17 protein-coding genes are annotated in these 23,941 nt (G+C 64.2%); 6 read left to right on the top strand and 11 right to left on the bottom strand.

The window, feature by feature from the left end; all coding sequences use genetic code 11:
- Position 1: 1 nt before the first annotated feature.
- From P3G66_RS22815 to dnaK, 6 genes are all read right to left on the bottom strand, one after another.
- Positions 2 to 859 (bottom strand): branched-chain amino acid ABC transporter permease, encoded by an 858-nt coding sequence (locus P3G66_RS22815; RefSeq protein WP_007726703.1) that lies wholly within the window; start codon positions 857 to 859, stop codon positions 2 to 4.
- The gene (locus P3G66_RS22810; protein WP_276117137.1) at positions 856 to 2,070 is read right to left on the bottom strand and encodes an ABC transporter substrate-binding protein; all 1,215 of its coding nucleotides are present in this window, start codon (positions 2,068 to 2,070) and stop codon (positions 856 to 858) included. The genes P3G66_RS22815 and P3G66_RS22810 overlap by 4 nt, the downstream gene beginning before the upstream one ends.
- A gap of 332 nt (positions 2,071 to 2,402) precedes the next feature.
- A complete protein-coding gene (locus tag P3G66_RS22805) occupies positions 2,403 to 2,810 on the bottom strand; it encodes a helix-turn-helix domain-containing protein (protein ID WP_020906601.1) in 408 nt (135 codons plus the stop codon).
- Positions 2,810 to 3,982, bottom strand: a complete 1,173-nt coding sequence (gene dnaJ, locus P3G66_RS22800; protein ID WP_054831743.1) for a molecular chaperone DnaJ — start codon at positions 3,980 to 3,982, stop codon at positions 2,810 to 2,812. The genes P3G66_RS22805 and dnaJ overlap by 1 nt, the downstream gene beginning before the upstream one ends.
- Positions 3,983 to 4,004: 22 nt before the next feature.
- The gene (grpE, locus tag P3G66_RS22795) at positions 4,005 to 4,601 is read right to left on the bottom strand and encodes a nucleotide exchange factor GrpE (RefSeq protein ID WP_003944430.1); all 597 of its coding nucleotides are present in this window, start codon (positions 4,599 to 4,601) and stop codon (positions 4,005 to 4,007) included.
- Positions 4,598 to 6,451, bottom strand: coding sequence for a molecular chaperone DnaK (dnaK, locus tag P3G66_RS22790; protein WP_003944365.1), 1,854 nt, complete (start codon positions 6,449 to 6,451; stop codon positions 4,598 to 4,600). Before dnaK ends, grpE begins: the two co-directional genes overlap by 4 nt.
- Positions 6,452 to 6,713: 262 nt before the next feature.
- Here dnaK and P3G66_RS22785 point away from each other — a divergent pair, with 262 nt between their 5' ends.
- Both P3G66_RS22785 and P3G66_RS22780 read left to right on the top strand, forming a co-directional pair.
- Positions 6,714 to 7,289 (top strand): hypothetical protein, encoded by a 576-nt coding sequence (locus P3G66_RS22785; RefSeq protein WP_276117136.1) that lies wholly within the window; start codon positions 6,714 to 6,716, stop codon positions 7,287 to 7,289.
- The gene (locus P3G66_RS22780) at positions 7,286 to 8,290 is read left to right on the top strand and encodes a TIGR03617 family F420-dependent LLM class oxidoreductase (protein WP_042926298.1); all 1,005 of its coding nucleotides are present in this window, start codon (positions 7,286 to 7,288) and stop codon (positions 8,288 to 8,290) included. Before P3G66_RS22785 ends, P3G66_RS22780 begins: the two co-directional genes overlap by 4 nt.
- Before the next feature lie 19 nt (positions 8,291 to 8,309).
- Here P3G66_RS22780 and P3G66_RS22775 read toward each other — a convergent pair whose 3' ends face one another.
- The 5 genes from P3G66_RS22775 to P3G66_RS22755 form a co-directional block, all read right to left on the bottom strand.
- Complete coding sequence (locus P3G66_RS22775; RefSeq protein ID WP_276117135.1) at positions 8,310 to 8,954, bottom strand: NAD(P)H-dependent oxidoreductase; 645 nt, start codon at positions 8,952 to 8,954, stop codon at positions 8,310 to 8,312.
- Between the two features lie 23 nt (positions 8,955 to 8,977).
- A complete protein-coding gene (locus tag P3G66_RS22770) occupies positions 8,978 to 10,561 on the bottom strand; it encodes an MFS transporter (RefSeq protein ID WP_276117134.1) in 1,584 nt (527 codons plus the stop codon).
- 104 nt (positions 10,562 to 10,665) lie between these two features.
- The gene (locus P3G66_RS22765; RefSeq protein ID WP_042452229.1) at positions 10,666 to 12,150 is read right to left on the bottom strand and encodes a dynamin family protein; all 1,485 of its coding nucleotides are present in this window, start codon (positions 12,148 to 12,150) and stop codon (positions 10,666 to 10,668) included.
- Positions 12,147 to 14,015 (bottom strand): dynamin family protein, encoded by a 1,869-nt coding sequence (locus tag P3G66_RS22760; protein WP_276117133.1) that lies wholly within the window; start codon positions 14,013 to 14,015, stop codon positions 12,147 to 12,149. The genes P3G66_RS22765 and P3G66_RS22760 overlap by 4 nt, the downstream gene beginning before the upstream one ends.
- Before the next feature lie 123 nt (positions 14,016 to 14,138).
- Positions 14,139 to 16,424, bottom strand: coding sequence for an IniB N-terminal domain-containing protein (locus P3G66_RS22755; protein ID WP_276117132.1), 2,286 nt, complete (start codon positions 16,422 to 16,424; stop codon positions 14,139 to 14,141).
- Positions 16,425 to 16,759: 335 nt separating this feature from the next.
- On the opposite strand from P3G66_RS22755, the gene P3G66_RS22750 reads away from it, so the two are divergent.
- The 4 genes from P3G66_RS22750 (at position 16,760) to P3G66_RS22735 (ending at position 23,749) form a co-directional block, all read left to right on the top strand.
- Positions 16,760 to 18,487, top strand: a complete 1,728-nt coding sequence (locus tag P3G66_RS22750) for an Hsp70 family protein (protein WP_276117131.1) — start codon at positions 16,760 to 16,762, stop codon at positions 18,485 to 18,487.
- Positions 18,488 to 18,501: 14 nt separating this feature from the next.
- Complete coding sequence (locus tag P3G66_RS22745; RefSeq protein WP_276117130.1) at positions 18,502 to 20,937, top strand: LuxR C-terminal-related transcriptional regulator; 2,436 nt, start codon at positions 18,502 to 18,504, stop codon at positions 20,935 to 20,937.
- A gap of 111 nt (positions 20,938 to 21,048) precedes the next feature.
- Positions 21,049 to 22,299 carry a hypothetical protein gene (locus P3G66_RS22740; RefSeq protein WP_276117129.1) on the top strand — a complete coding sequence of 417 codons (1,251 nt, stop codon included), beginning with the start codon at positions 21,049 to 21,051 and terminating at the stop codon, positions 22,297 to 22,299.
- Between the two features lie 109 nt (positions 22,300 to 22,408).
- The gene (locus P3G66_RS22735; protein WP_042452237.1) at positions 22,409 to 23,749 is read left to right on the top strand and encodes a S1 family peptidase; all 1,341 of its coding nucleotides are present in this window, start codon (positions 22,409 to 22,411) and stop codon (positions 23,747 to 23,749) included.
- The last annotated feature ends 192 nt before the right edge of the window (positions 23,750 to 23,941 follow it).

Raw genomic sequence — 23,941 nt, 5'->3', positions numbered from 1 at the left:
CTCACACCACCCGTTCTCGGACATTGCCGAACAGTCCAGCCGGTTTGACCATCAAGATGACGATCAGCACCGTGAAGACGGCGATATTGCTGTACTGACTTCCCGCCCACAGGGCGGTGAACGATTCCACCAGGCCGACGGTCAGGCCGCCGATCAAAGCGCCAGGCAGAGAGCCGAACCCGCCGATCGCCAACGCCACGAATCCCTTGAGGGCCAACGCTGCACCCAACGTCGCAACTGCAAACGTCTTGGGGCCGACGAAGAGTCCGAGGACACCGGCCAAGGCACCCGAGAAGGCAAACGCTCCCAGTGCCAACCGTCGTACGTTGACTCCTCGCAGCATCGCCGCTTCACGATCCTCGGAGATGCCGATCAGAGCCAGACCCGTCATCGTTTTCTTCGAGACGTAACTCAACCCGACGACCAGTGCGATCGCCGCAACCAGCAGAGCGATCTCGACCGGGTAGGTACGGCCGCCGAGTAGGGTGATCGGTTCGTTCGATCCGAAGAACGGAACCGTGAGAGGTTCACTACCCCAGATCAATTGAGTTGCACCATTGAGCAGCGTGGCAACGCCAAGCGTGGTGACCAGCTGGTTCTGGTGATCGGCCACCGGTCTGATCGCGACGATCTCCTCGACCGAGGCGAGGAGCATCACGGTCACGGTAGCCATGACGGCCACCACGAGAACGGGAAGTTTCAGGGTCACGAGACCCGTGTAGGCGACAAAGGTGCCCACCATCATCAGCTGAGCTTGAGCGAAGTTGAAAGTGTTGGAGGAAACGAAAACGATGTTGTACCCGATGGCAACCAGCACGTAGACCGCGCCGAGCGCCAACCCGGACCACAGAATGGTCATGACGCAGCCGGGTTTCCGAACTGACCGTTGAGGATCTTCGTCGGGCTGATGAACTTCAGCTCACTGGTATCCGGGTTCGGGCCGTGGTTGTCAGAGCTGAAGTTGTAGCGCGAGAGGAATGCGGTCTTGGCATTCTCCTGAACCTCTGCGGTTTCCAGTGCTTCGGCGAGCTTCTTCGGATCGGTCGAACTGCCGACCTTCTCCGCTGCTGCCGCGACGAGGGGGAAAGCGTCGTAGTTGTCCGCGAGGATCAGCGTCGACGGGATGGAGCCCAGCGACGCCATCGTGTCCACCATCGTGCTGACGAGTGCGTTGTTCGGATCGAACACCGTGCTGGTGAACACCTGCGTCACCAGGTTCTTCACCTGCGGGGTGCCGAGCACGCCGGCGGGCGGATCATTCGCGATCAGGTTGGTGGCAGACACCGAGGTGTTTCCGACCAGCGGCACGTCCCAGCCGAGTCGCTCGAGGCTTTGCAACACGTATCCGAGAGGAGCGCCGTACGCATCCAAGGCGATTGCCGCGGCACCCGAATTCTTGAGCGACTGCAACTGCGCCGTCATGTCCAAAGCGGCGGCGTCGTACTCCTCGTTACCGGCGGCCTTCAGACCTGCGGATTGCAAAGCACTGGTCATTTCTTCGCCGAACAGCTCACCGTAAGCGGTGCTGCCGTGCAGGACTCCGACGCTGCTGTACCCCTTGGACTTCGCGTACTCGGAAATTCCGCGAGCGGTATCGGTCGCACCTGGAGCCAGATCGAAGTTGAGCGGGAACTTCGAGGGGTCCGTCGAATCGGGCGAGGGAGCCATGCTCATCGAGAGAATGTTGTTCTGCTTGAGGATCGGGAGAACCGCAGCCGCGATCGACGAAGGACCCGAGTTGAGGTAGAGGTCAGGCTTGTTCCCCGAGTTGATGGCTTCGCGCAGCTTGGTGACGGCGATGGTTGCATCACCCGCGTCGTCCACAGTGGTGAGCTCGATCTGACGGCCGCCGATGCCCCCGGCCTCGTTCTGGACCTGAACGCCGGCCTTCGTGGCCAGCAGGGAAGTCTGCGAGTTAGCCGCGAGAACTCCCTGTGCACTGATCCCGCCGGTCAGCAGCACACGGTAGGGCGAGTCCGCACCTCCGTCGGACTCCGAAGAACCACTGCACCCTGCAAGAGCCAGAGCCGTCACGGCAACTGCCGCAACAAGAATGGGCCGACGATTCATGTCTGCACTCCTAGAACACATGTATGCACCGAACGTCAGGCGAATACCTGACGAAAGAATGATCGGCCGGTGGACGTGCCTGATTTCGAGCACCAGCCAACCAAGCACCCGCTTGATGATCTAGCAAGCAGTTGCTTGGGATGGAGCATAGAATGTGATCTGGATAACGTCAAACGCTGAAAAGTGGAGTCATGGAAGCGGACGCTATGCACATTGAGGCGGCGTCGACAGATCTCTTCCCGCTGGGTGGAAATGCCGAAACGGCTCCACGCCCTGGCGGATTCGACGAAATGAATCCGACAGGGCGTGGAGCCGTTTGTGTATAGGTCCGACTATCGCTGGTTGCGGGGCTTCCAGACCACCAACGCGTTGTTGCGCGGAATCGGCACGAGATCCCGGCGATAGCCCGCATGGACTTTCGCGATCTCCTCGGCCAATTCGCGGACGCGATGCTGCAGAGCCTCGACCTGGTTGGTCAGTTCGATGATTCGTTTGATTCCGGCAAGGTTGACTCCCTCGTCCTGCGAAAGCCGTTGTACTTCACGAAGAAGCGCAACATCGCGCGGGGAGTAGCGTCGTCCGCCACCGGTGGTTCGATGCGGGGTGACCAACCCGAGTCGGTCGTAGTTACGCAAAGTCTGCGCGTGCATTCCGGCCAACTCGGCTGCCACCGAGATCACGAAGATCTGAGCGTCAGGATCGACCGTCGCATCCCATTGATTCTGCGGTCGCTCTGTCATCATGCACCGGCCCACCCGGCCCGTGGATCGAACCCGCTCGCCTTCTCGGCTTCGAGATAGGTTTTCAGCGCTTCGATCGCCGGGTCGTCCAACTTCTGCGGAACGGATACCTTGACCGTGACCAGAAGGTCACCGGCACCGTCCGGCCGCTTGGGGATACCGCGTCCGCGAACTCGCAGAATGCGTCCGTCCACCGTTCCGGCCGGAACCTTCACTCCGACACGGCCTTCCAAAGTCGGCACGGACAGTGTCGTTCCCAGCACCAGCTCGCCGTAGCTCACCGGAACCGTCAGTGTCAGGTCGTCGCCGTTGCGTCCGAAGACATTGTCCGGCTTGACGCGGATGTTGACGAACAGGTCGCCGGCCGGAGCGCCGCGAAGTCCCGCTTCGCCCTTGCCCTTGAGTCTGATCTTCTGACCGTCGCTCACACCGGCAGGCACGCGAACCGTGATGGTCCGTGTGCGATTGGTGACGCCGCTACCGTGGCAGTCTTCACACGGCGAGTCGATGATCGAGCCGGTTCCCCGGCAATCGTCACACGGCTCACTGAATCCGAAGGCGCCCTGGTTGCGGCTGACCACGCCGGTTCCGTTGCAATGTGGGCACACTCGCGGGCTGGTGCCCGGCTTTGCGCCGCTGCCGTGACACGTGGTGCACGACGTAGGGCTGGTCAGACGAAGAGGGACGGTGACACCGAGCGCTGCTTCGCGGAAGGCGAGCGTCGTCTCGGTCTCGAGATCCTTGCCTCGACGCGGGCGGTTGGGCGCAGCTGTTCGCTGGCCCGCTCCCCCGCGGTTGAACAATCCGCCGAAGATGTCTCCGAGACCCGAGTCCTGCCCACCGGCCCCGCCGCCGAACAGGTCGTTGATGTCGAAACCACCAGCGCCGGGGTTGAATCCGCCACCGCCCTGCGCGCGGGGGCCGAAGCCGCCGCTGGCAAAGAGGCGCCGAGCCTCGTCGTACTCCTTGCGCTTGTCCGGATCAGACAGAACGGCATGAGCTTCACTGACGGACTTGAAACGCTCTTCGGCCTTCGCATCGTCAGGGTTGGCGTCGGGATGAAGATCCCGAGCCAGCTTGCGATACGCCTTCTTGATTTCGTCGGCCGTCGCGGTGGACGAGACGCCCAGCTCCTTGTAGAAGTCCTTCTCGATCCACTCCCGTTGACTCACTGGGCGTCTCCTCCTCTCACTCTTACTTCGCTTCTTGTTCTGAACCGTCTGCAGGCTTGTCGCCTACCCGGTCCGTCACGGCCACCATTGCGGTCCGAAGGACCCGGTCGCCGAGCTTGTATCCCTTGCGCATGACCGTCCCGAGTACCGGGTCGTGGCCTTCGCCTTCGTGTTGCACCGCTTCGTGGAGTGCGGGATCGAAATCGTCACCCTCGCTACCGAAGTCGGTCAAACCCAGACCCGTCAGGGTCGTGTTGAGTTTGTCTGCGAGTGCACGCAGTGGACCCGATTCGAGGTCACCGTGTGCCCGAGCGCGATCCAGGTCGTCGAGAATTCCGATGAGCTCGGTGATGACCGAAGCCCGCGCGGTTTCCTTGATGACCTGCTTGTCACGCTCGACGCGACGACGGTAGTTGGTGAACTCCGCCTGAAGTCGCTGCAGATCCGCAGTCCGTTCGGCGAGCTGATCGGTGGCGGATGCTTCCTCCACGATCGACTCTGCTTCCTGAACTACCCCTGTGTCTTCCGAGTCGAGCGGCGGCAGGGATTCCCCCGCCGCCTCTCCCTGTGCACCGGTCTCGGGGTCGACCGGGTTGTTCTCGGGGTTGTCCGAGGTCACTTCTTGTCCGAGTCGGTGGGCTCGTCGACAACCTCGGCGTCGACGACGTCGTCGTCATTGCCTGCGCCGTCGGTGTTTCCGGCCTCGTTTGCAGCGGAAGCCTCGTAGATGGCCTGGCCCAGAGCCTGCGACTCGGTGCCCAGCTTCTCCACTGCGGTCTTCACTGCAGCGATGTCGGTGCCTGCCAGGGCGTCGTTGACGTCCTTGACCGCTGCCTCGACCTTGGTCAGGATCTCCTCGGAGACCTTGCCCGCGTTCTCACCTTCACGCTGCTCCTTGACGAACTTCTCCGTCTGGTGGACCAGCGACTCGGCCTGGTTGCGAACCTCTGCCTCTTCGCGACGGGCCTTGTCTTCCTCGGCGTGAGCCTCGGCGTCCTTGACCATGCGCTCGATCTCTTCCTTGGACAGACCGGAGCCGTCCTGGATCTTGATCGTGTTTTCCTTGCCGGTGCCCTTGTCCTTCGCCGTCACGTGCACGATGCCGTTGGCGTCGATGTCGAAGGTGACCTCGATCTGCGGAACGCCACGCGGGGCGGGCGGCAGATCGGTGAGCTCGAAGGAGCCGAGCAGCTTGTTGTGCGAAGCGATTTCGCGCTCACCCTGGAAGACCTGGATCTGCACCGAAGGCTGGTTGTCGTCAGCGGTGGTGAAGGTCTCGGAACGCTTCGTGGGGATCGTGGTGTTGCGCTCGATGAGCTTGGTCATCACGCCACCCTTGGTTTCGATGCCGAGGGAAAGCGGCGTGACGTCGAGGAGCAGAACGTCCTTGACCTCACCCTTGAGCACACCGGCCTGGAGTGCGGCGCCGACGGCGACGACCTCGTCCGGGTTGACGCCCTTGTTGGGCTCACGGCCACCGGTCAGTTCACGAACCAGATCGGAGACGGCCGGCATACGGGTGGAGCCACCGACGAGCACGACATGGTCGATGTCCTTGACGGCGATTCCGCTGTCCTTGATCACTGCCTGGAACGGCGCACGAGTGCGATCGAGCAGGTCCGAGGTGATCTTCTGGAACTCGCTGCGGGTGAGCTGCTCGTCCAGGAAGAGCGGGTTCTTGTCCGCGTCGACCGTGATGTACGGGAGGTTGATGGAGGTGCTCTGCGAGCTGGAGAGCTCGATCTTCGCCTTCTCCGCAGCCTCACGCAGACGCTGCAGGGCCATCTTGTCCTTGGTCAGATCGATGCCGTTCTGAGCCTTGAACTTGTCGACCAGCCAAGCGACGACGCGCTCGTCCCAGTCGTCGCCACCGAGGTGGTTGTCACCGGAGGTTGCGCGAACCTCGACGACACCGTCGCCGATTTCGAGCAGGGAGACGTCGAAGGTGCCGCCACCGAGGTCGAAGACCAGAATGGTCTGCTCGGTGTCACCCTTGTCGAGTCCGTATGCCAGTGCAGCCGCGGTGGGCTCGTTGACGATACGAAGGACGTTGAGGCCGGCGATCTGGCCGGCTTCCTTGGTTGCCTGACGCTGTGCGTCCTCGAAGTACGCGGGGACGGTGATGACGGCGTCGGTGATGTCTTCGCCGAGGTAAGCCTCCGCGTCACGCTTGAGCTTCATGAGCGTGCGGGCGCTGATTTCCTGCGGCGTGTACTTCTTGCCGTCGATTTCCACGTTCCAGTCAGTGCCGATGTGGCGCTTGACGGAGCGGAGGGTGCGGTCGACGTTCGTGACTGCCTGGTTCTTCGCGGGCTGACCGACGAGAACCTCGCCGTTCTTGGCAAATGCAACCACCGAGGGGGTGGTACGTGAGCCTTCGGCGTTGGCGACCACTACGGGCTCGCCGCCCTCCAGCACTGCAACTACCGAGTTGGTCGTACCGAGATCGATACCGACTGCACGAGCCATAGTGTTCCTACCTTTCGTTCTGCGGTTCTCTGCCCGAGTGGTTGATCTCGAACATGACCGCGAGTTTTTCGCTTGGTGAGCGTCCTCCGCTCAAGTTTGCCTCCGACCGTGGCCGAGAGTCAACTTGAAGTTGAGCCGAGGGCGCTCAAGCTTGTCGAAATGGTCAACTACAGCCCACGTAGATTTGTTCCCGCCTTCCCCGAAAAGCCGGAAAAGTGCGCCACATCACTTCCGTATCTCTCCGAATGGCTACGATCGGCCGGTGACCGATCCCGACAATTCTCCCGCGCGACCTCCTCGCCCGTCACCTCCACGCCCGGCACCCGAGCGACCCGACGTCTCGGTTCGGCCGCTCCGACCTGCAGCGAGCGACGAGACACCCAAAGCCGTGACATTGTCTTCCTCTGCCTGGATCGGCTCGTTCGTCGTCCTGGCCGGAATCGCCGGAGTGGCAGTCACCAGCCTCGACGACGTCCGGTCGGCTCTCGAAGAATCGACTGCGCGCGACAATCCCGGATACTCGTCCACCGACATCTCCGATGCCGTGACCGTCGTACTCGCGGGCAGCGGCGGCGGCGCTCTCGTCCTGGTCCTGCTCGCAGTCATGAGCCTTCAACTCCTCCGTGCACGCAAGAACGCCGGGCGGGTGATGACGGCGATCGTGGGAGTCGTGAGCATCGCGGCCGGACTCGGCTTCATGTCTCTGGTCGACGGCGCAGCAGACATCGGCGCCGGAGTTCTGAGATGGGGTCCGATTCTCTACTGCGCCCTGGTCGCGGTGGCGGCGATCGCTCCGTTCGCTCCCGGTGTCAGCACCTGGCTGCGGGGACGCCGATGAAGGTTCACGTACAACTGGACTCCGCGCCGGGCGCGGGCGCTGCTCGTAGCCGTGAACTCGCGGAGACCGGCGCCGGTGGCCTGTTCACGTTCGAGGGACCACACGACGTGTTCTTCCCGCTCGTCGAAGCAGCATCGGCCGTCGACCTCGACCTGATGACCAACGTCGCCATCGCATTCCCCCGCAGTCCCATGCATCTGGCGCATTCGGCCAACGACCTGCAGTTGCTCAGTCGCGGCCACTTTCGACTGGGTCTCGGATCGCAGATCAAACCGCACATCGAAAAACGCTACAGCGCAACGTGGTCGCGTCCGGCGGCCCGCATGAAGGAGACGGTCGCAGCGGTCAAGGCGATCTTCACTGCGTGGGAGAACACCTCGACGCTGAACTTCCGCGGCGAGTTCTTCACCCACACGTTGATGCCTCCGACGTTCGATCCAGGCCCCAACCCCTATGGGCCACCGCCCATCCTGATGGGTGCGCTCGGACCGGTGATGACCAGGACGGCTGCCGAGGTGGCCGACGGACTACTGGTCATGCCGTTCCACACGCAACGCCATTTCCTCGAACGAACGCTTCCGGCCGTCGGTGCCGGTCTTCGCGAATCCGGCCGCACCCGAGACGAATTCACGATCATCCCGCAGGTCATCGTCGGCGTCGGCCGCGGCGACGATCAACTTGCCGCGGCCGCCAGAGGCGTCCGAGCCCTGCTCTCGTTCTACGGTTCGACGCCCGCATACCGTCCGGTGCTCGACGTCGAAGGGTGGGGCGAGGTCCAACCGGAACTCAATGCCCTGTCGAAGCGAGGTGGCTACACTGAGATGGCGTCGCTGATCACCGATCCGATGCTGACCACACTCGCCGTCGTCGGCACTCCCGAAGAGTGCGCCACCGAGATTCGGCGGCGGTTCGGCGAACATGCCGACGAAGTGTGCTGCTATTTCCCCGGTTACGACGTAGAACCGTCAGACGTGGCGTCGATGATCTCGTCTCTCACCTGAACCCGGTCGAACTTCTTGATCAGGCCCCCAAGGTACGGGCCAGCTCGGTCAACGACTCCCGGGCAGCACGCAGGCTCGCGTCACCCTGCTCGATCAGAGGTGCCATCGCCGGAATACGTTGCGCCAAAGTCAGTTCCGCGGTGATGACGGAGACATCCATTCCCATCGACACCCCGAGCACCTGAACGAGTGGCGGGACGGTGTGATCGTTGGTCTCGTTTCCCGAGCCCGGCGCATAGGTGTTTCCGCGGCTGGAGACGATCACCACCGGCTTAGCTGCCAGAGGCTGAGTACGCGTGTCGAAAGGCACCGTAGTCCCCAGGACGTGTACGTAGTCGATCCACGCCTTCAACGTGGACGGGATCGACCAGTTGTACATCGGCGCACCGATCACGACGACGTCTGCAGCGGTGAGTTGCTCGATGACCCGAGCCTGGAGTGCTTCCGCGGCGGGATCCGGAATCTCGCCCTCGACTCGCAAGCGTGGTGCATAGTGCAGGGCCGCGTCCGCGAGGTGCGGCAAGGGATCCCGGTGCAGGTCCAACGTCACCGTCGTGTGATCCGGACTGTTCTTCGACCACTGCTGAGCGAACAGTGCGGTCAGATCACGTGAGGTCGAGTGGTGGAGTTCGGCGGACGAATCGATGTGAAGTAGCTGTGGCATCCCTCATCACTACCAGAGCGCGCTCAACTCTTCTCCGCGGCTAGATCGGATTCCGCCGCGTACTGCGCCAGCAGGACTCGTTCGCGCTCGCGACGCGGATAGAAGAACGTCACCACCGCGGCACCGGCACACACGATGATGATCGCCGCGATGTAGGCGTGTGTATCCCCGTCCAGGAAGGCGTTTTTGGCGGCGGTCATGATTTGCTCCGCGTATTGCGGGTAGCGTTCCGCCAGAACTTCGGCGCTGGAGAAGGATTTGGTGAGCGCGGCCTGAGTTTCGGGAGTCACTTCGGATGCGTTCGGCGAGGACGAGATCGCATCTCCCAACGATTTTGCGTACCCGGCCGTGAGTATTCCGCCGAGAATCGACTGCATGATGGCGCCGCCCAGGTCGCGTTGCAGGTCCGAGGTTCCCGACGCCATACCAGCGCGGTGCACGGGAACGGATCCGGTCAGCGAACGCGATGCCGGTGTGCCGGCCAGACCGACGCCGATGCCGACAAGCGCATAGGCCAGCGCGACCTGCCAATACTGTGTGCTTTCGTTCCACAGGAACAGCGCGACGAACAACCCGAGAACCACGAACAGGTAGCCGGCGAGCAGCGTGACGCGGGCGCCGTACCTTTCGATCATGGTCGCCGAGCGCGGCGCAACGATCACCATCGCCAGCGCAGCCGGAATGATCGCCGCACCGGCTGCCAGCGTCGAGTACCCGAGGACGTTCTGCAGGAACTGCTGGCCGATGAACATCGCGCCCATGAGCGAACCGAACACGACCAACCCACCCACCGCCGCGACCCAGAAGGTCGGGCGCGCAGCTACGTGAAGATCGAACAGCGGATTGACCGCGCGTCGCTGTTGCAGGAAGAACCCGATACCCGCGACAACTGCTATCGCCCCGAGCACCAGAGCCAACGTGCCCGAACCCTTCACCGGCGCAAAGTTGATGGACAATACCAGCGCCCCGATGAAGACGATCGACACTATGCCGCCGAGGTGATCGACTCGCTCGGTCGTCTCGTTGACGTGAGCGGGAACCAACACCAGGGAACAGATCAGTGCCACAAGGGCCAAGGGAAGGGTGACGAAGAAGACCGAACCCCAGTGAAACTGCTCGAGTAGCGCCCCCGAGACGATCGGACCGAGTGCTGAAATCGCGCCACCTATTGCCGACCACATGGCAATCGCCTTGGTTCGTGCCGGTCCGGCCCACAACGCCGTGATGATTGCCAGCGTGGTCGGGAACGCCAGACCTGCCGAGACGCCTCCGACTATCCGAGCGAGGAACAGCACTTCGAAGTTCCCGGCGAATCCCGCCACGATCGACGCCGGAATGGACAGCGCCATGCCGGTGACCAGCAACATCTTGCGGCCGTATCGGTCTCCCAAGGCCCCCAGGTAGAGCACCGTTCCGGCCAGGCCCAGCGAGTAGCCGACCGCGATCAGGTTCAGTTGCGTCTGACTGGCGTCGAAAGCCCGCCCGATATCGGGCAAAGCGACATTCGCGACCGAGAGATTGAGGTTCGCGACCGCAGCGACCAGGATGAGCGTCCCCAGGACGAGGGTGGCTCGATCCGGTGAAGCGGACTTGATGTCACTCGCCATGCGCGCGCTCCCATCGAGGTGGGACCCGAACCTGGGAGTTATGTCCGGATCATCCCGAACTCAAGATAGAACCCTCGTCCGGCGCTCGCATAGTGAACGGGTCCCTATTCGGGCACAATTTCAGCCAGGACGCCCTCGGCGCTGCGGGCGGCGACCAGGCAGGCGCGCGAGGTGAACCTGTCGAAGAGCGGATGTCTGGACAACTCGCGCCATCTGCGGACAGCCGCCGTGGCCCGCGCACGCTGCACCTCCGGCGATTCTTCCGGTTCGCAGCCCAACCGGTCACTTGCCCGGATTCCGTAGCCGCCGATCAGTCTTTGCAGTTGTGCCAGGTCGTCGGGTGGCAGATCCGTGTGTACCGAACGAAGACGCCCGAGCAGGCGAAGTTCGTGAAAGCCGTGAACATCGGCAAGCAACCGTTGCGCCTCCGCCGCGATCTGATCGCCTTCCTCGCTCGGATCGGCTTCGAGGATTCTTCCCAGCGTCACCAGCGCCGTGTGCGATTTGAGCTGATCTGCCCGCTGCCCGAATTGAACGTCGATCACCTGACGCAGTTCGTCCAGGCCGCTGCGCTCCAACAATTCGGCCGCCAGGGACGGTGAATCGGTCGCCCCCAACTTGATCGACGTCACGGCGAGGCGAATTCCGAAGAGCCCGAACCGATCGGCCAATTGCGCCCGCATCGCCGCATCGACCGGCAGCGGACTGTCCTGCCTGGCAAAGCGATCCGCGGAGAGCAGTGCAAGGCTCAGATCCTCGGCCGGAACCTGCGCGAGCGCCGAGAAGGCCGCGAACTCGCTCTGCCTCATCGTCCGAGCAGCGAGCGCGAGTAGACCTGCCACCGGAACCACCGACTGGCACAGGCCGGTTCGCTCCAACTCCTCGGCGAATCGCGCCGCGACGTCCTTCGCCGAAGACAACGCGTCGAGCCTGCCTGCGCCGACCTCATCGGCACGCGAGAGAACTCCGATCACTCCGAGTGGCCCGGATTCTCCGCCCACGTGATCCGCGATCTTCCCGAGGAACTGCATGTCACTGGCGTTGAGAGCCCGCAGGAGGTAGACCACTGCATCCGCGCCCGGTGCCTCACCGTCGGGAACGAGCATGTCCCAGGTGCGGGCCGAGACCTCGGTCGAGAGCGACGAGGTGCCCGGTGTGTCGATGATCGTCGTACGAGCCAATGCCGAAGACGGCCAGTCGACGTCGATGCGGTCCACCGAGTCTGCGGTGTACTCGCCCAGATCGAACGTGAGCCTGCCGTCGCGGCGCGTCACCGGCACGTTGAACTCGGCACCGTTCTCGGCCGTCGCGGTCACCTGCGGCGTCGTCCCGTTCCGATACCAGGTGACGACGCGTGTGCATTCCGTCGCGTCGGTAGGCGCTATATCCTGTCCGACAAGCGAATTGAGCAGCGTCGACTTACCCGCTTTGAGGGAGCCGGCGAGCGCCACCCGGAGTGGCTCGTCGAGCCTGGCCGCACATTCTTCCAACTGGGCGCGCGTCTGCGGCTGATCGGCGTAGGCACGTCTGGCGTGGTCGATCAGGGCGTGTGCCGACTCCACTGCGGTCACGGTGGTCGTGGCATTCATGCGTTGGTCACCTTTGCCGAAGCAGGAGCGGGAGTTTCGCCGATCAGCGTTCCGGCAACGGCGTCGAGCTCCGCGACGACGCGCATGTCGGTCTCCAGACGCTTGATCCGAGCGGCATGTTCACTCGACTCCAACTGCGCGGCTTCCTGAGTGGCGCGGAGGGATTCGTTGATCGAGCGCAACGCCTGCTCGGCGATGTCGGTGAAGTGATCACGCAACAGCCGCTGCACCAGGCGTAGGCGATCCTTCGACTCCTTGCCCACCTGGAAGCTGACGTCGTCGGCAAACCGTCGGATGGCCGCTTTCGCCTCAGCGCGACGCTTGAGTACCTGAGCCTGCTTGTCTTCACGATAAGCCTTGGTGCCCAGCAGAACCCCGGCGCCGATGGAGATCGGGTTGACCAGAGCCATGCCCATCATCGTGGTGATCAAGCCGAACATGAGCACGCCGCCGTACGAGCCGCGCATGCCGACCAGGACTTTCTGAGTGATGCCGATTCGGCCGGATTCGAGGTCCGCCAATGCACCGACCGGTTCCAGGAAACCGTCGGTATCGGCGACGTCGAGATGCGGGAGCGCGACGTCACCGGTCTCCGCAAAGTGCTGCGCCACAACTTCTGCCAGCCACTGTGCGCGATCATGCGCCCACACGAAGTTGTCACCGATCGCGGTGGCGATCTCCTGTTCGAGCCACTCCCCCACGACGTCCCAGTCCTTACCGGGATCGCCTTCGTCGACCGTCTCCTCGGCCTGGCGGGTCACCCGGCGCAACCGGTCCCGGAGGTCGTGATCGATGTCGGCGGCGAGGTCTGCGATGCCGTCACCGAGGCTCTGCTGCCACAGTGAGGTCTTCTTGTGCAGTTCCTCGGCCGCTACCCGGGCACGCTGCAGTCCCGCGACCGCTGCCTGAGCGGTCGACGGATCCTTCAGCGCCGCAAGCTCACTGCCCATCTCCAACGTCAGATGTGCTGCCGAGGAACGCACGTCCATCGCAACTGCGCGTCGCGTGTTCGACTCGGCACGCGCAACCACGTTGTCCCGCAAGAACTGATAGAGGTCCAGAAATCCGGATTCCGCCTCGAGTTCCTTGTCCCCCAGCCTCAGTGCGTGCGACCGCAGTACCGAAGAGATCGGAATGAGCGGCAGGTCCAACCCGGCGCGCTGGAGATGTCCACGATCGGCGTCGAGGATCTGTCGCCAGTGCGGGTACAGATCGGTCTTGCTGATCAGACCGGCCACCGCAGGACACAGATTGACGACCTGGCGGATGAATCCCAGCTCCGGTTCGGTGAACTCCTGGCTGGAGTCCGACAGAACCAACACTGCATCGGCCGCAGTGATCAATCCCAATGTTCCTGCAGCATGAGGATTTCCATGACCGCCGACACCAGGGGTGTCGATCAGAACCAAACCGTCGGCCAACAGCGGACTGGGAACACCCACTTCCACACGCAGAACCTCACGCCCTTCGGCGCGAGGCGTGGCCGGGGTGATCCCCATCAGTTCCTCGAGCGGGAGGGGCACCCGAATGGGCGCCGCACCCGGATCGGCGAGAATCAGTTCGGCGACCGCAGTCTCCGCGTACTGAACTACCGTCGCCACGGCCGTGGTCTCGTCGTCACCGACCGAGCACACGTCGATGCCGAGCAGAGAATTGACGAACTGGCTCTTGCCCTGCTTGAGGGGTCCGACCACCACGATGCGAATACGCGGGTCGTTGACTCTCACCTGAGCGTTCTCGAGTCGACGCACCAGATCCGTGCGCCCGAAATCCTTCGCCACGACGGCTGTTCGTTCGAGCAACGACGCCGTCGACGACGCGACGCGCGCCTTCCGGCTGCTTACCTGACTCGCTGAATCACTCATGAGCTACGTTGACCCGCAATTCTTCCCGACTCGAATATCCGGCCCTGCGAACGCATAGCGCGCGCAGGGCCGGATTTGTTACATCAGGTCATTTTGACCGATTTCAGTTCCTGCGTCAGCAGATCAGGGATGCAGGTGATCGACAACCGCAACCGGGTCGATGTGATCGACCGGCGCTGCAACCGAATCCTCGGCGAAGAGCGAGTGTTCGGTATCGGCGCTCAGACCCGAAGTGGAACCCGAACCGAAAGCATCGGTCGCATCGATCGACGACCACGGGTTCAGCGCACCGGTCAACGAACTCGTCAGGTCCGACACTCCGCTCACTGCTCCACCGAGAGATCCGCCCAGGTCAGCGACTCCACCGCCGCCAACGGTACCGCCACCGTCGACTGTGCCACCGGCAGCTGCGGCTGCGTCGGCACCGATCGAACCGGTCACGTCGGTGACTGCTCCGACAGCCCCGCCGAGCGATCCGCCGAGATCGGTGACGCCGTTCAGTGCGCCGCCGAGCGATCCGCTCAAGCCGGCCGCAGCGTTCGTGGCTGCTTCGAGACCTGCTGTTGCGTCGAGACCTGCTGTTGCGTCCAGAGCACCGCCCACAGTTGCTCCGAGATCACCGGTCACAGCGCCGAGGTTCAGGCCGTCCGCCGCGATGCTTCCGAGGTCGACGGAAGGCAGTTCAGCGGAGATCGGGCCGAGGTTCACTGCGCCGAGGTCGACGGAGGGCAGGTCGGCACCGATCGAACCGGTCTCGATTCCGCCGAGGTTCAGTGCCGTGTCCAGCGCTCCACCGAGTGCACCTTCGGCACCGAGAACGCTGTCGAGAGAGCCCCCCAGCCCGAGGCCCGCGCCCAGCGCACCGTCCAGCGCGCCGGTCAGGTCCGTGCCCACGGAACCGACAGCACCCAAGCCGCCTGCACCTGCGAGAGCGGTGTCGAGAGCCGCAGCGACACCGGCTGCCAAGCCTGCTTCACCGCCCAGACCGAGTGCACCACCGAGGTCGATTCCGGTAAGTCCGCCTGCGCCCAGCGCTGCGTCGAGAGCGCCGCCGAGACCGCCCGCGAGCCCGGCATCGACGCCGAGTGCCGAACCGAGAACACCCTCGAGGGCCGTCGACAGATTCGCGCCTCCGCCCAGAGCTGCCGCGAGGTCTGCGCCGAGACCACCTTCGAGGTCGAGTGCTCCCCCGAGCAGTCCACCGAGTGCGCCACCCAGGTCGGCTCCGACCGTTCCCCCGGCACCGAGGGCGCCGGAGAGTGCCGCGCTGAGCTGCGCGCCGAGGTCTGCGCCGCCGCCGAGTACGGCGTCGAGGTCGAGTCCGCCGCCGAGACCCAGTGCTGCGTCGAGTGCGCCGCCCAATGCAGTTTCCAGACCGCCGCCGACGCCGAGTGCTCCGCCGAGGGCGCCACTCAGGGCAGCACCGAGATCGAGGCCGCCCGCGATATCGGTGAGAACGCTGACATCCGTGATCGCGCCGAGGACGCCACCGAGCGATGCACCCAGATCGGCGCCGATCGTGCCGCCGGCTCCCAGGACGCCCGAGAGTGCGCCGGACAATGCCGTGCTGAGGTCGCCTGTCAGAGCGCCGGCAAGATCCAGGCCGCCGCCGAGTGCAAGAGCGGATTCCAGTGCGCCGGTCAGGCTCGCGCCCAGTTCGCCGCCTATGTCAAGGAGACCGCTGAGGTCTGCTGCGCCGCCGAGGAGTCCACCGAGAGCCAGGCCGAGATCGGCTCCGAGGTCACCACCGATGGCGAAGACGGGTGCGAGAGCTCCGCTGAGCCCTGCCGTCAGGTCGAGTCCGCCGACTGCGCCGATCGCGGCGTCGAGGGCTGCTCCCAGCTCCGCAGTCAGGCCGCCGGTCACACCGAGGGCGCCGCCCAGAGCCGCGCTGAGCTGTGCGCCCAGATCGAGAGCTCCTTCGAGATCGAGTGCACCGCCGAGGCCGAGGCCGGCTTCGATGACGGCGCCGAAGGCTGCGCCGAGGTCGGCACTGATCTCGCCGCCGATGGCAAGCGCAGCGCTGAGGGCTGCTGCGAAGTCGCCGACCAGGTCGAACTGGCCGCCGAGGGCGCCTCCGACTCCGAGGCCTGCACCGGCACCGAGACCCAGGCTGCCGCCGAGGCCGCCACCCAGTCCACCGGTGAGACCACCACCGATTCCGAGACCGCCGCCGATGGCACCCGCAGCGGACACGCCGGCGTTGACGATCGCGGACAGGTCGGCGCCGCCACCGGCAAACAGTCCGGACTCGGCAACCAGCGGAGCGACGGCGACGATGTCGGCGGGGCTGACGTCGCACAGACCGGCAGCGTTGAGTGCCGCGGTCGGGTTGGCGCAGTAGTTGGCAGCTGCCTCGTCGTCACGAAGTAGCCCGAGGATGAATTCGAGTACGGCGTTCGTTGCCATGGCGGGTTCTCCTGAAGTTCGTTGACCGGGTTGTTGCCGGTGGGTTGTTGCCGGTGATCCGGAAACTGGTGCGCTGCCAGAGGTAGCGAGTGGAATCAACGCTAAGAACTTTTGCGACTGGGGCCAACGGGGAGCACCCCCCTCTTCTGCGTGGACAGACGGGGAAGCCCCCTACGGGGTACGCCCGCTCGGAATAGGGGGATTTGCTCCGATTAGGGGATCGGTCCCCTACTTCGCCGCGACGCCTCCGATCCGGTAACGATCTAGGTCCTGAAACCGACATCGCAGACAACCGCGACAGTCCTTCTGTCGCCCACGACCAGGGGAGTTCGTTCATGGCGGCAGGGCTCGGCATCAGCATCGGTTCGGCCACTCTCGTAGCTGTCACCGACGGCTCGACCGGTGAAACGCAACAGGTCCGCTTACCCAGTGCGCTGCAATTGGACGACGGATCCGTCATCACCGGATTTGTCGAGCGCGTCGGAGACCCGATCCCGATACTTGCCGCCGACGGTACCGAGTACCGCGGCGAGTCTCTCGCAGCGACAGCGGTAGGCGCGCTCGTCGGCCAGGCTGGCGGCGAAGAAGGGCCAACTGTTGTCCTGGCTCATCCGGTGGGGTGGAACCGCCACACAGCACGCACCATGGAGTCCGCGCTGGACGACGCCGGGGTTCACGGGGCTACTCTCGTCGCCGAACCCGCGGCCGTCATGGCGTGGCTCGCCGCTTCCGGAAACGCTGCCAACGACGGTCTGACCGTCGTCTACGACCTCGGCGCTCGCTCGCTCGACGTCACGATGATGTCCACGACCGACGGACGAAGCGAGATCTTCGGTAAGCCGCTGCGCAGCGAGGACATCGGCGGCGACGAATTCGATCACCTCGTCACCGTTCACCTGCTCGATGCGGTTTCCGACCAGTTCGCAACCCTTGATCCCTTTGCACCCGAGACGATTGCAGCGCTGGAAACTCTGCGCGAGCATGCCCGCGCAGCCAAGGAGGAACTTTCCACCGAGACGGAAACCGTTGCCCGCGTGGCGCTTCCCGGTGCCGTCAGCGACGTTCGACTCGTTCGTTCCGAACTCGAAGATCTGATCCGGCCCGCCCTCACCGAATCGGTGGCATTGGTTCGCGAAAGCCTGCGATCTGCCGGCGTCGAGTCCAGTGACGTCAATCAGGTTGTCCTGGCCGGCGGAAGCTCGTCCATTCCCCTTGTCGCCGAACTACTGTCGGCGGAGCTTCGTGTCCCGGTGATCGCCGACGCCGATCCAGCGTCGTGCGCGGCGTCCGGCGCCGCGGCCTTCGCACTCGACGCCAGAGACTCGCAAGTACCGGCCGCCGCCACTGCAGTGATTCCCGCCGAGCCGTCTCGCAAGCCCGCACCGGTTCCCGCCTTCTCCACTCCGTTGCTTGCCGAGCCGACCGAAGAAGAGAACACGGCGACTCGACGCTCGTCGAGGGTCGGCGTCGTTGCTGCAGTGGTGGGAGCATTCATCGTGCTCGCCGCAGGCGGGCTCGGAATCGGAACTGCCATGGACAAGATCAACGTTCCGTCCAGTTCGGCGAACACCACCAGCGAGTCCACCTCCTCGACCGCTTCGACCACCGCGGGCTCTACTCCCGGCAGCACCACGGCAGCGGAAGCGGCAGGCACCGGATCCACGACTGCGAACAACGGCACTCGAAGCAATCAGCCCGGTTCTCCTGCTGCCGCAGGCGGCTCGACGACGGCGCCGGGGGCAGTTCCGGTTGCCGGCGCGCCGGCGGGATCCTCGCCCGCACCGGGCGAGACCGCTCTGTCGGCGCCTGCACCTGCCGCACCCGGCGCCCCGGCGCCCGCACCTGCTCCCGCCCCGGCACCAGCGCCCGCACCCGCGCCTGGAGCCGGCGTCGGGACCGGTATCGGTGACGCTGCGACCGGCATCGGAAACGGAGTCGGCGGTCTGGTCGACGGTGTCGGCAACGGAGTCGGCGGCGTGGTCGGAGGTCTCGGTAACGTCGTCGGTGGTGTCGGAAACGTGGTCGGTGGTGTCGTCGGCGGCGTCACCGCACCGATCCGCTGACCGGCGGTCTTTCGATGAACCGTGACAACGGCACCGAATCGTCGTTCATCGCAGGACTTTTGCGCGACGTCGACCTGACTGCATCGCCACTGCGCCTGTTCGTCACCGGGACCGATGCCAGCGCTCGGCCCCAAGTGACGAGGGTTGTACGGAAGCGAATCGAATCGCGTGACAGACCCGTGGTCACCGCAGTCACGCATGACGTCCCCGCCGACGCGATTGTGGTGATCGCGGACGCGCAGGCTCTGACCTCCGATGAAATCCGTGCCCTGAAAGAGCTTGTCCAACGTGACGACCTCGGAGTTGTCGTAGCCTCCGATCGGATCGATCCACCACTCGCACCGATCTACTCGAACATCTCGAGTTTCGGCACCGTGTTGCATCTGAACCCGTTGAACCGAAACGATATTCGGGAGATCGCGGCCGAGCGAAGAGTCACGCTCGACGACCGCGCCGTGGTGGCGCTCGAGCATCTGTCCGGTGGTTCCTTCGGGGCGATCGAAGCGTACTTCGCCGCCGCCTCGGCAGGCCGCCTGGAAATGCCGAACGCCATACGCACACACATCCTCCACCAGGTCACCGCTCTGCATCCGATCGAGCGCGAGATCCTCGAAGTTTCACTCGCCGTCCCGGACATCGACGCCTTCGAGCTCGATCTGGGACAGGAGAAGTTCAGCCTCACAGCTGCATTCGACCGGGCACTGGCGACCGGACTGTTCGGTTCGCGATCACCACTCGTCGCGAGCGTGCTCGCCGAGTCGACGAGCACCGGGCGTATCCGCAGCGAGCTGATCAGAATCGTCGAATCACGCGCACACACGAGAACCCTCGATATCGACACAGCACGAAGACTTTTCGACTCCGGCATCCGCCACCGCGATCTCACGGGTGTACTACGAGACGCCGTCGAGGCGAGCACGCCGGCGGTCGCGGCAGATCTCTTTCGCCGCGTGAATTCGATCGAGCCTCTCGGCGTGGCCGACACGCTGCTGTACGCCCAGGTCTCGGCTCGCAGTGGTGACCTCGACACTGCCTGCCGTCTGGCCGATTCCGTCATCGCCGCACCCGATCTCGACGACGCGAGATTGGCTGCGGCGGTGCGAATCCGCGCAGCTTCGTCCGCAGCATGCGGCCAACTCGGCGCCGCTGCAGATCTCTACACCTGGCTGGGGCCAGGGCGCACCGGAAACGAATCCCCCTTCGCCGCAATCACTTTCCTCGGCATCGGCAAGGTCGATGACGCGAACGCGGCGCTCACCGGGCACACCGGATCACCGTCGAGCTCGACGGTCGGCGCTACCACACTGGCCAACGGACTGATGCAATCGGTCACCGGGAGCGCGCCGAGTGCGCTCAACACGATGTCGCGCGCACTCTCGCTCCCCGGCGGAGCCGACACATCTGAATTCCAGCCTGATTCCGCCCCGGCGCTGGTAGCTCTTGCACTCCTGCACAACGGCGCCCATGAACGGGCCGCCGCTGTCGTCACGGCCGCGATCGCCGCCGACGACGCATGCAGCCACACGTGGGCGCGACTTCACCTTCTCGGCGCCTGGATCGCGATGGTCCGCGGGCAGGACGCGATTCTCGAAGACCTACCGCAGGAGGTAGTCCGCGGCCCCCTCCGTGAGCGTGACGCACTGTTTCTGCATGCTCTGATCGTGGGTCTTGCTCGGCGTTCCGGCGATCTCGCCCAGCTGCGTCGAGCTTGGTCGGGCGCGGCAGGCACCCTCTCGTCCTGCAGCGTTGATCTGTTCGATCTGCTTCCCATCGGCGAACTGTGGCTTGCGGCAGTACGGCTCGAGGAGACCGAGCAGGTCGAGCATCTCGTCGACGACGCGCGCTCCCTCCTCCGCGCGCTCGGCGAGCCGCCGCTGTGGTCGTCGCCGCTGCATTGGTACGGCGTCCAGGCGTCGATCCTCTCGCAGTCGCCGGCCGATCTCCTCCCACACGCCCATACACTCGCCGAATCAGCCAAAACTCACACTTACGCAGCCGGTTTGGCGACCGCCGGACGCCAGTGGCTCCTACTCATGCAAGGCAACGTCGACGCAGACGATGTCGAAGCCGCCGCACGAACGCTCGGTCGGATCGGACTCCCGTGGGACGCCGCTCGCCTCGCCGGCGAAGCAGCGCTGCGCACCCCGGACACCAAATCGGCCACGGCACTGCTCCACGTTGCGCGCTCGCTACGCACAACGTCGACGGCCGAGACGAGTGCAACCGATACCGCCACAAGTGCGGCGCCACCGTCGGTGTTGACCGAGCGCGAACAAGAAGTTGCCGAACTCGTCGTCGTCGGACTGACGTATCGGGAAATCGGCGAACGCCTCTACATCTCCGCTAAAACCGTCGAGCACCATGTCGCACGGATCAAGCGGCGCGTCGGGGCGCAGTCTCGTTCGGAACTGCTCACCATCCTTCGCAGCATGACACCGCCGAACAAGTAGTTAGCTGCATATTGTCCAGAGGGTTGCGTATATCCGTTTAAGTGATAGTTTTCACAGGAATCAGGACATGCCTGCCGAGCAAAGTTCGGTAACTGTGAAACGGGGATCGCTATGAAGTGGGGAGTCGGACTCGCCGTCGGCAACAAACGAAGCATTGCTGCGATCGCGAGACCTGACTCGGAGCTGGTGACCCTCGAACGCGAATCGGTTCTGCACCACGCCCCCGACGGCACCGTGCAGCTAGGCGGAACCGCGGCGGGGTCCACCGGGTTGCGCGGGTTCCTCGACAGGGTCGGCACCGACGATACCGACAACTTCTCCGAGCACATGACGCGAGGGGAGGAACTGGTAGCGACAGCGATGTATTGCCTGGTCAAGGAAGTCCGGACACTCACCGATCAGGACCTGAACATCTCTGCGGTGATCCCCGCGGGTTGGTCGAGCGATTCCGTCGACGTACTGCGCGGCGCACTCGACAGCATGAATCTCGACGGCGTCGAACTGATTTCAGAAGATGAAGCCTCTGCGGCTTGGCTCGCGGATCCTGACGCCGACGACCGTGCTGCTCGCGGAGCCGCAGCGTTGGCCGCACCCTTCTCGATCACCTCTACCTGTCCCGAACCCCAGCCAACCGATTTTGCCGAGCCAGAGGACACCCCCGAAGAGTTTCCGCCGTTCGTTCTGATCGAACCGGAGCCGGAATCCGGCGTGGAGGCACCGGTCACGAAAGAACCGAGCATCGACGGTTGGCTGAATCGCCAGTGGCGGTCGGAGCGCCGACCGATCATCGCCGCAGCAGCCGCCGCAGTCTTTCTGACGGTGTCGGGTTGCGCGGCCGCGGTCATCATCGGACACACTCCGACCATTTCAGCACCCAGGATTCTCGACGCACAGTCTTCCCTGTCCCCCGGGACGGACACAGCTGCCACCCCGACGAGTTCATCCGGGACAGGCACGCAATCAGCGACCTCACCTCCACCGGAAGTACCCGCTCTCGGCGCGCAGCCGACGGCGCAGTCGTGGGCATCCGAAGCGGAATCGACCTCATCCGAATCCCAGCCCATCCCGGTGAGTCCGGGCACCGGTACAGAGAAATCCACTACGGCGAACGTCCCCGCGCAACAGGGATCGCCGATCACCATCCAGATCGATCCCCTTCGGATCGAGAACCTGCCGCCGGTCGTCGGACCGCTGGATCCGGTCGATCCGGATACCCCGGACACTCCCGCCGTGACCGACCCCACTGATACACAGACAACGCCGACGCAGCCGTCCAACCCGACCGACACAACCGATCCGGTGGTTCCGAATCCCGACATGCCCGTCATGCCATTGGCCCCGAGACCCGGAATGCCAAGTTAGACAGAATAATTCGACTTGCCGACAACAGGCACATATTCCTCGTCGAAACTTTTCCCCTATGGTGGGTGCGGTACCTACCGGCTCGGTGCCGGGGACTTGAAGGGATTTCATGCGTAACTCGTTGGCGATCCGCACCGCTGTGGTCGGCGCCTCGGCACTACTGCTCGCAGCTCCATTCACCACGACGGCATCGGCAGAGCCCGCCTCCGACACGCATGTCGAACAGCTCGGGGCAGATCAGCTTCCGGCTGAGCTGGTCGAGGCGATCACACGCGATCTGAAGATCTCCCCACAGGAGTATCTGGACCGCGCTGCCAAAGCTCAGGAACTCGGTGCATACGCCCAGGAATTCAAGTCCGAGCGCCCTGGCGACTACGCCGGCTCGTGGATGGGACTCGACGGTCAACCCGTCGTAGCCGTCACCACCACCGAAGCTGCACGCATCGCGGCCGACGACGGTTACCGCACGCACGTCGCCCCCGTCTCCGCCGACACTCTCGAGAAGACGCTGGCCGACGTCAACGGATGGATTGCCGGGCTGCCCAAGGAAATCTCACGCGCAGTCAATTCGGCGACTATCGACGTCCTGAACAACCAGGTCGTCATCGACGTCGCGAACAGCCCCGTCGGGCAGGCGCTCAATCTTCCGACCCTGCTCGAGAACACCAAGATCGTTCTCAGCCCGGACGGTGGCGGATCGGTTGATCCCGGAGCACTCGGCGGCGACACCTACATCACGTCGACAGGCCCCATTCGCGAGACACCGACCGAGAACATCTCGGTCTGCTCGTTCGGGTTCAACGCCGTCGACGATCAGAACAATGCTCTCAATATCAGTGCCGGACACTGCAATCCGGCCGAGGGTTCGAAGTCGCCCGTCTACCTGCCGAATCACGCGAACGTCGACGACAGTCAGTTGATCGGAGCATTCTCACAGTCTTCCGTCGGCAACAACGCCGGCGATCTCGATTACTCGGTCATCAAGTTCGACCAGTCCGGCATCGACGCGGGCCTCGACCGTGCTGCCGTCCGCGGTGCCAACGGGACCACCCTCGCGATCACGGGAACAGCACGTCCCGTGATCGGCGCTCCCATCTGCAAGTCCGGCCAGACGTCGTCCTTCACCTGTGGTGTCGTGGCAGCCGATCGCGTCGAAACTCAACTGGTCATGGCGGACGGTGATTCACGAACCGTTCGCGGATTCGCCGGTACCGCGTGCACCCTCGCCGGGGACAGCGGCGGCGCCATCGTCTCCGGAACCTTGGCTCTGGGCATCACCAGCGGCTCCAACAGCAGCGGAGCACCCAGTTGCAACGAAGCGAACCTGGTACTGGCGACCTCCGGTGGAACCTCGAATCTGGGTATTCCGGTCGGAGACATCCTCGACGCGGCGGATCGCGCTTCCGGTGGCGGTGTCGGTGCCGGAATCCGCGTCCGCACTGCAGGTTGACCAACCACTGATTCACGCACTGTGCCCGCCGATCCGTTTCGCGATCGGCGGGCACAGTGCTGTTGTCGGTCGGGGTCAGCGCTGTCTGCTCATGTAACGGGTGGGAATAGCGCGTTCGAACCCATATAGTCATGGTCGACTGTGATCGGCTCACCACAAGTCCGTGAGCCGTATCCGTGTGCTCCCAGGGGG

This window comes from Rhodococcus sp. C3V (assembly GCF_029269915.1).
GTDB lineage: Bacteria > Actinomycetota > Actinomycetes > Mycobacteriales > Mycobacteriaceae > Rhodococcus_F > Rhodococcus_F qingshengii.
Note: the sequence above shows the minus strand (reverse complement) of the source record. Positions and strands in the feature narration are given on the sequence as shown.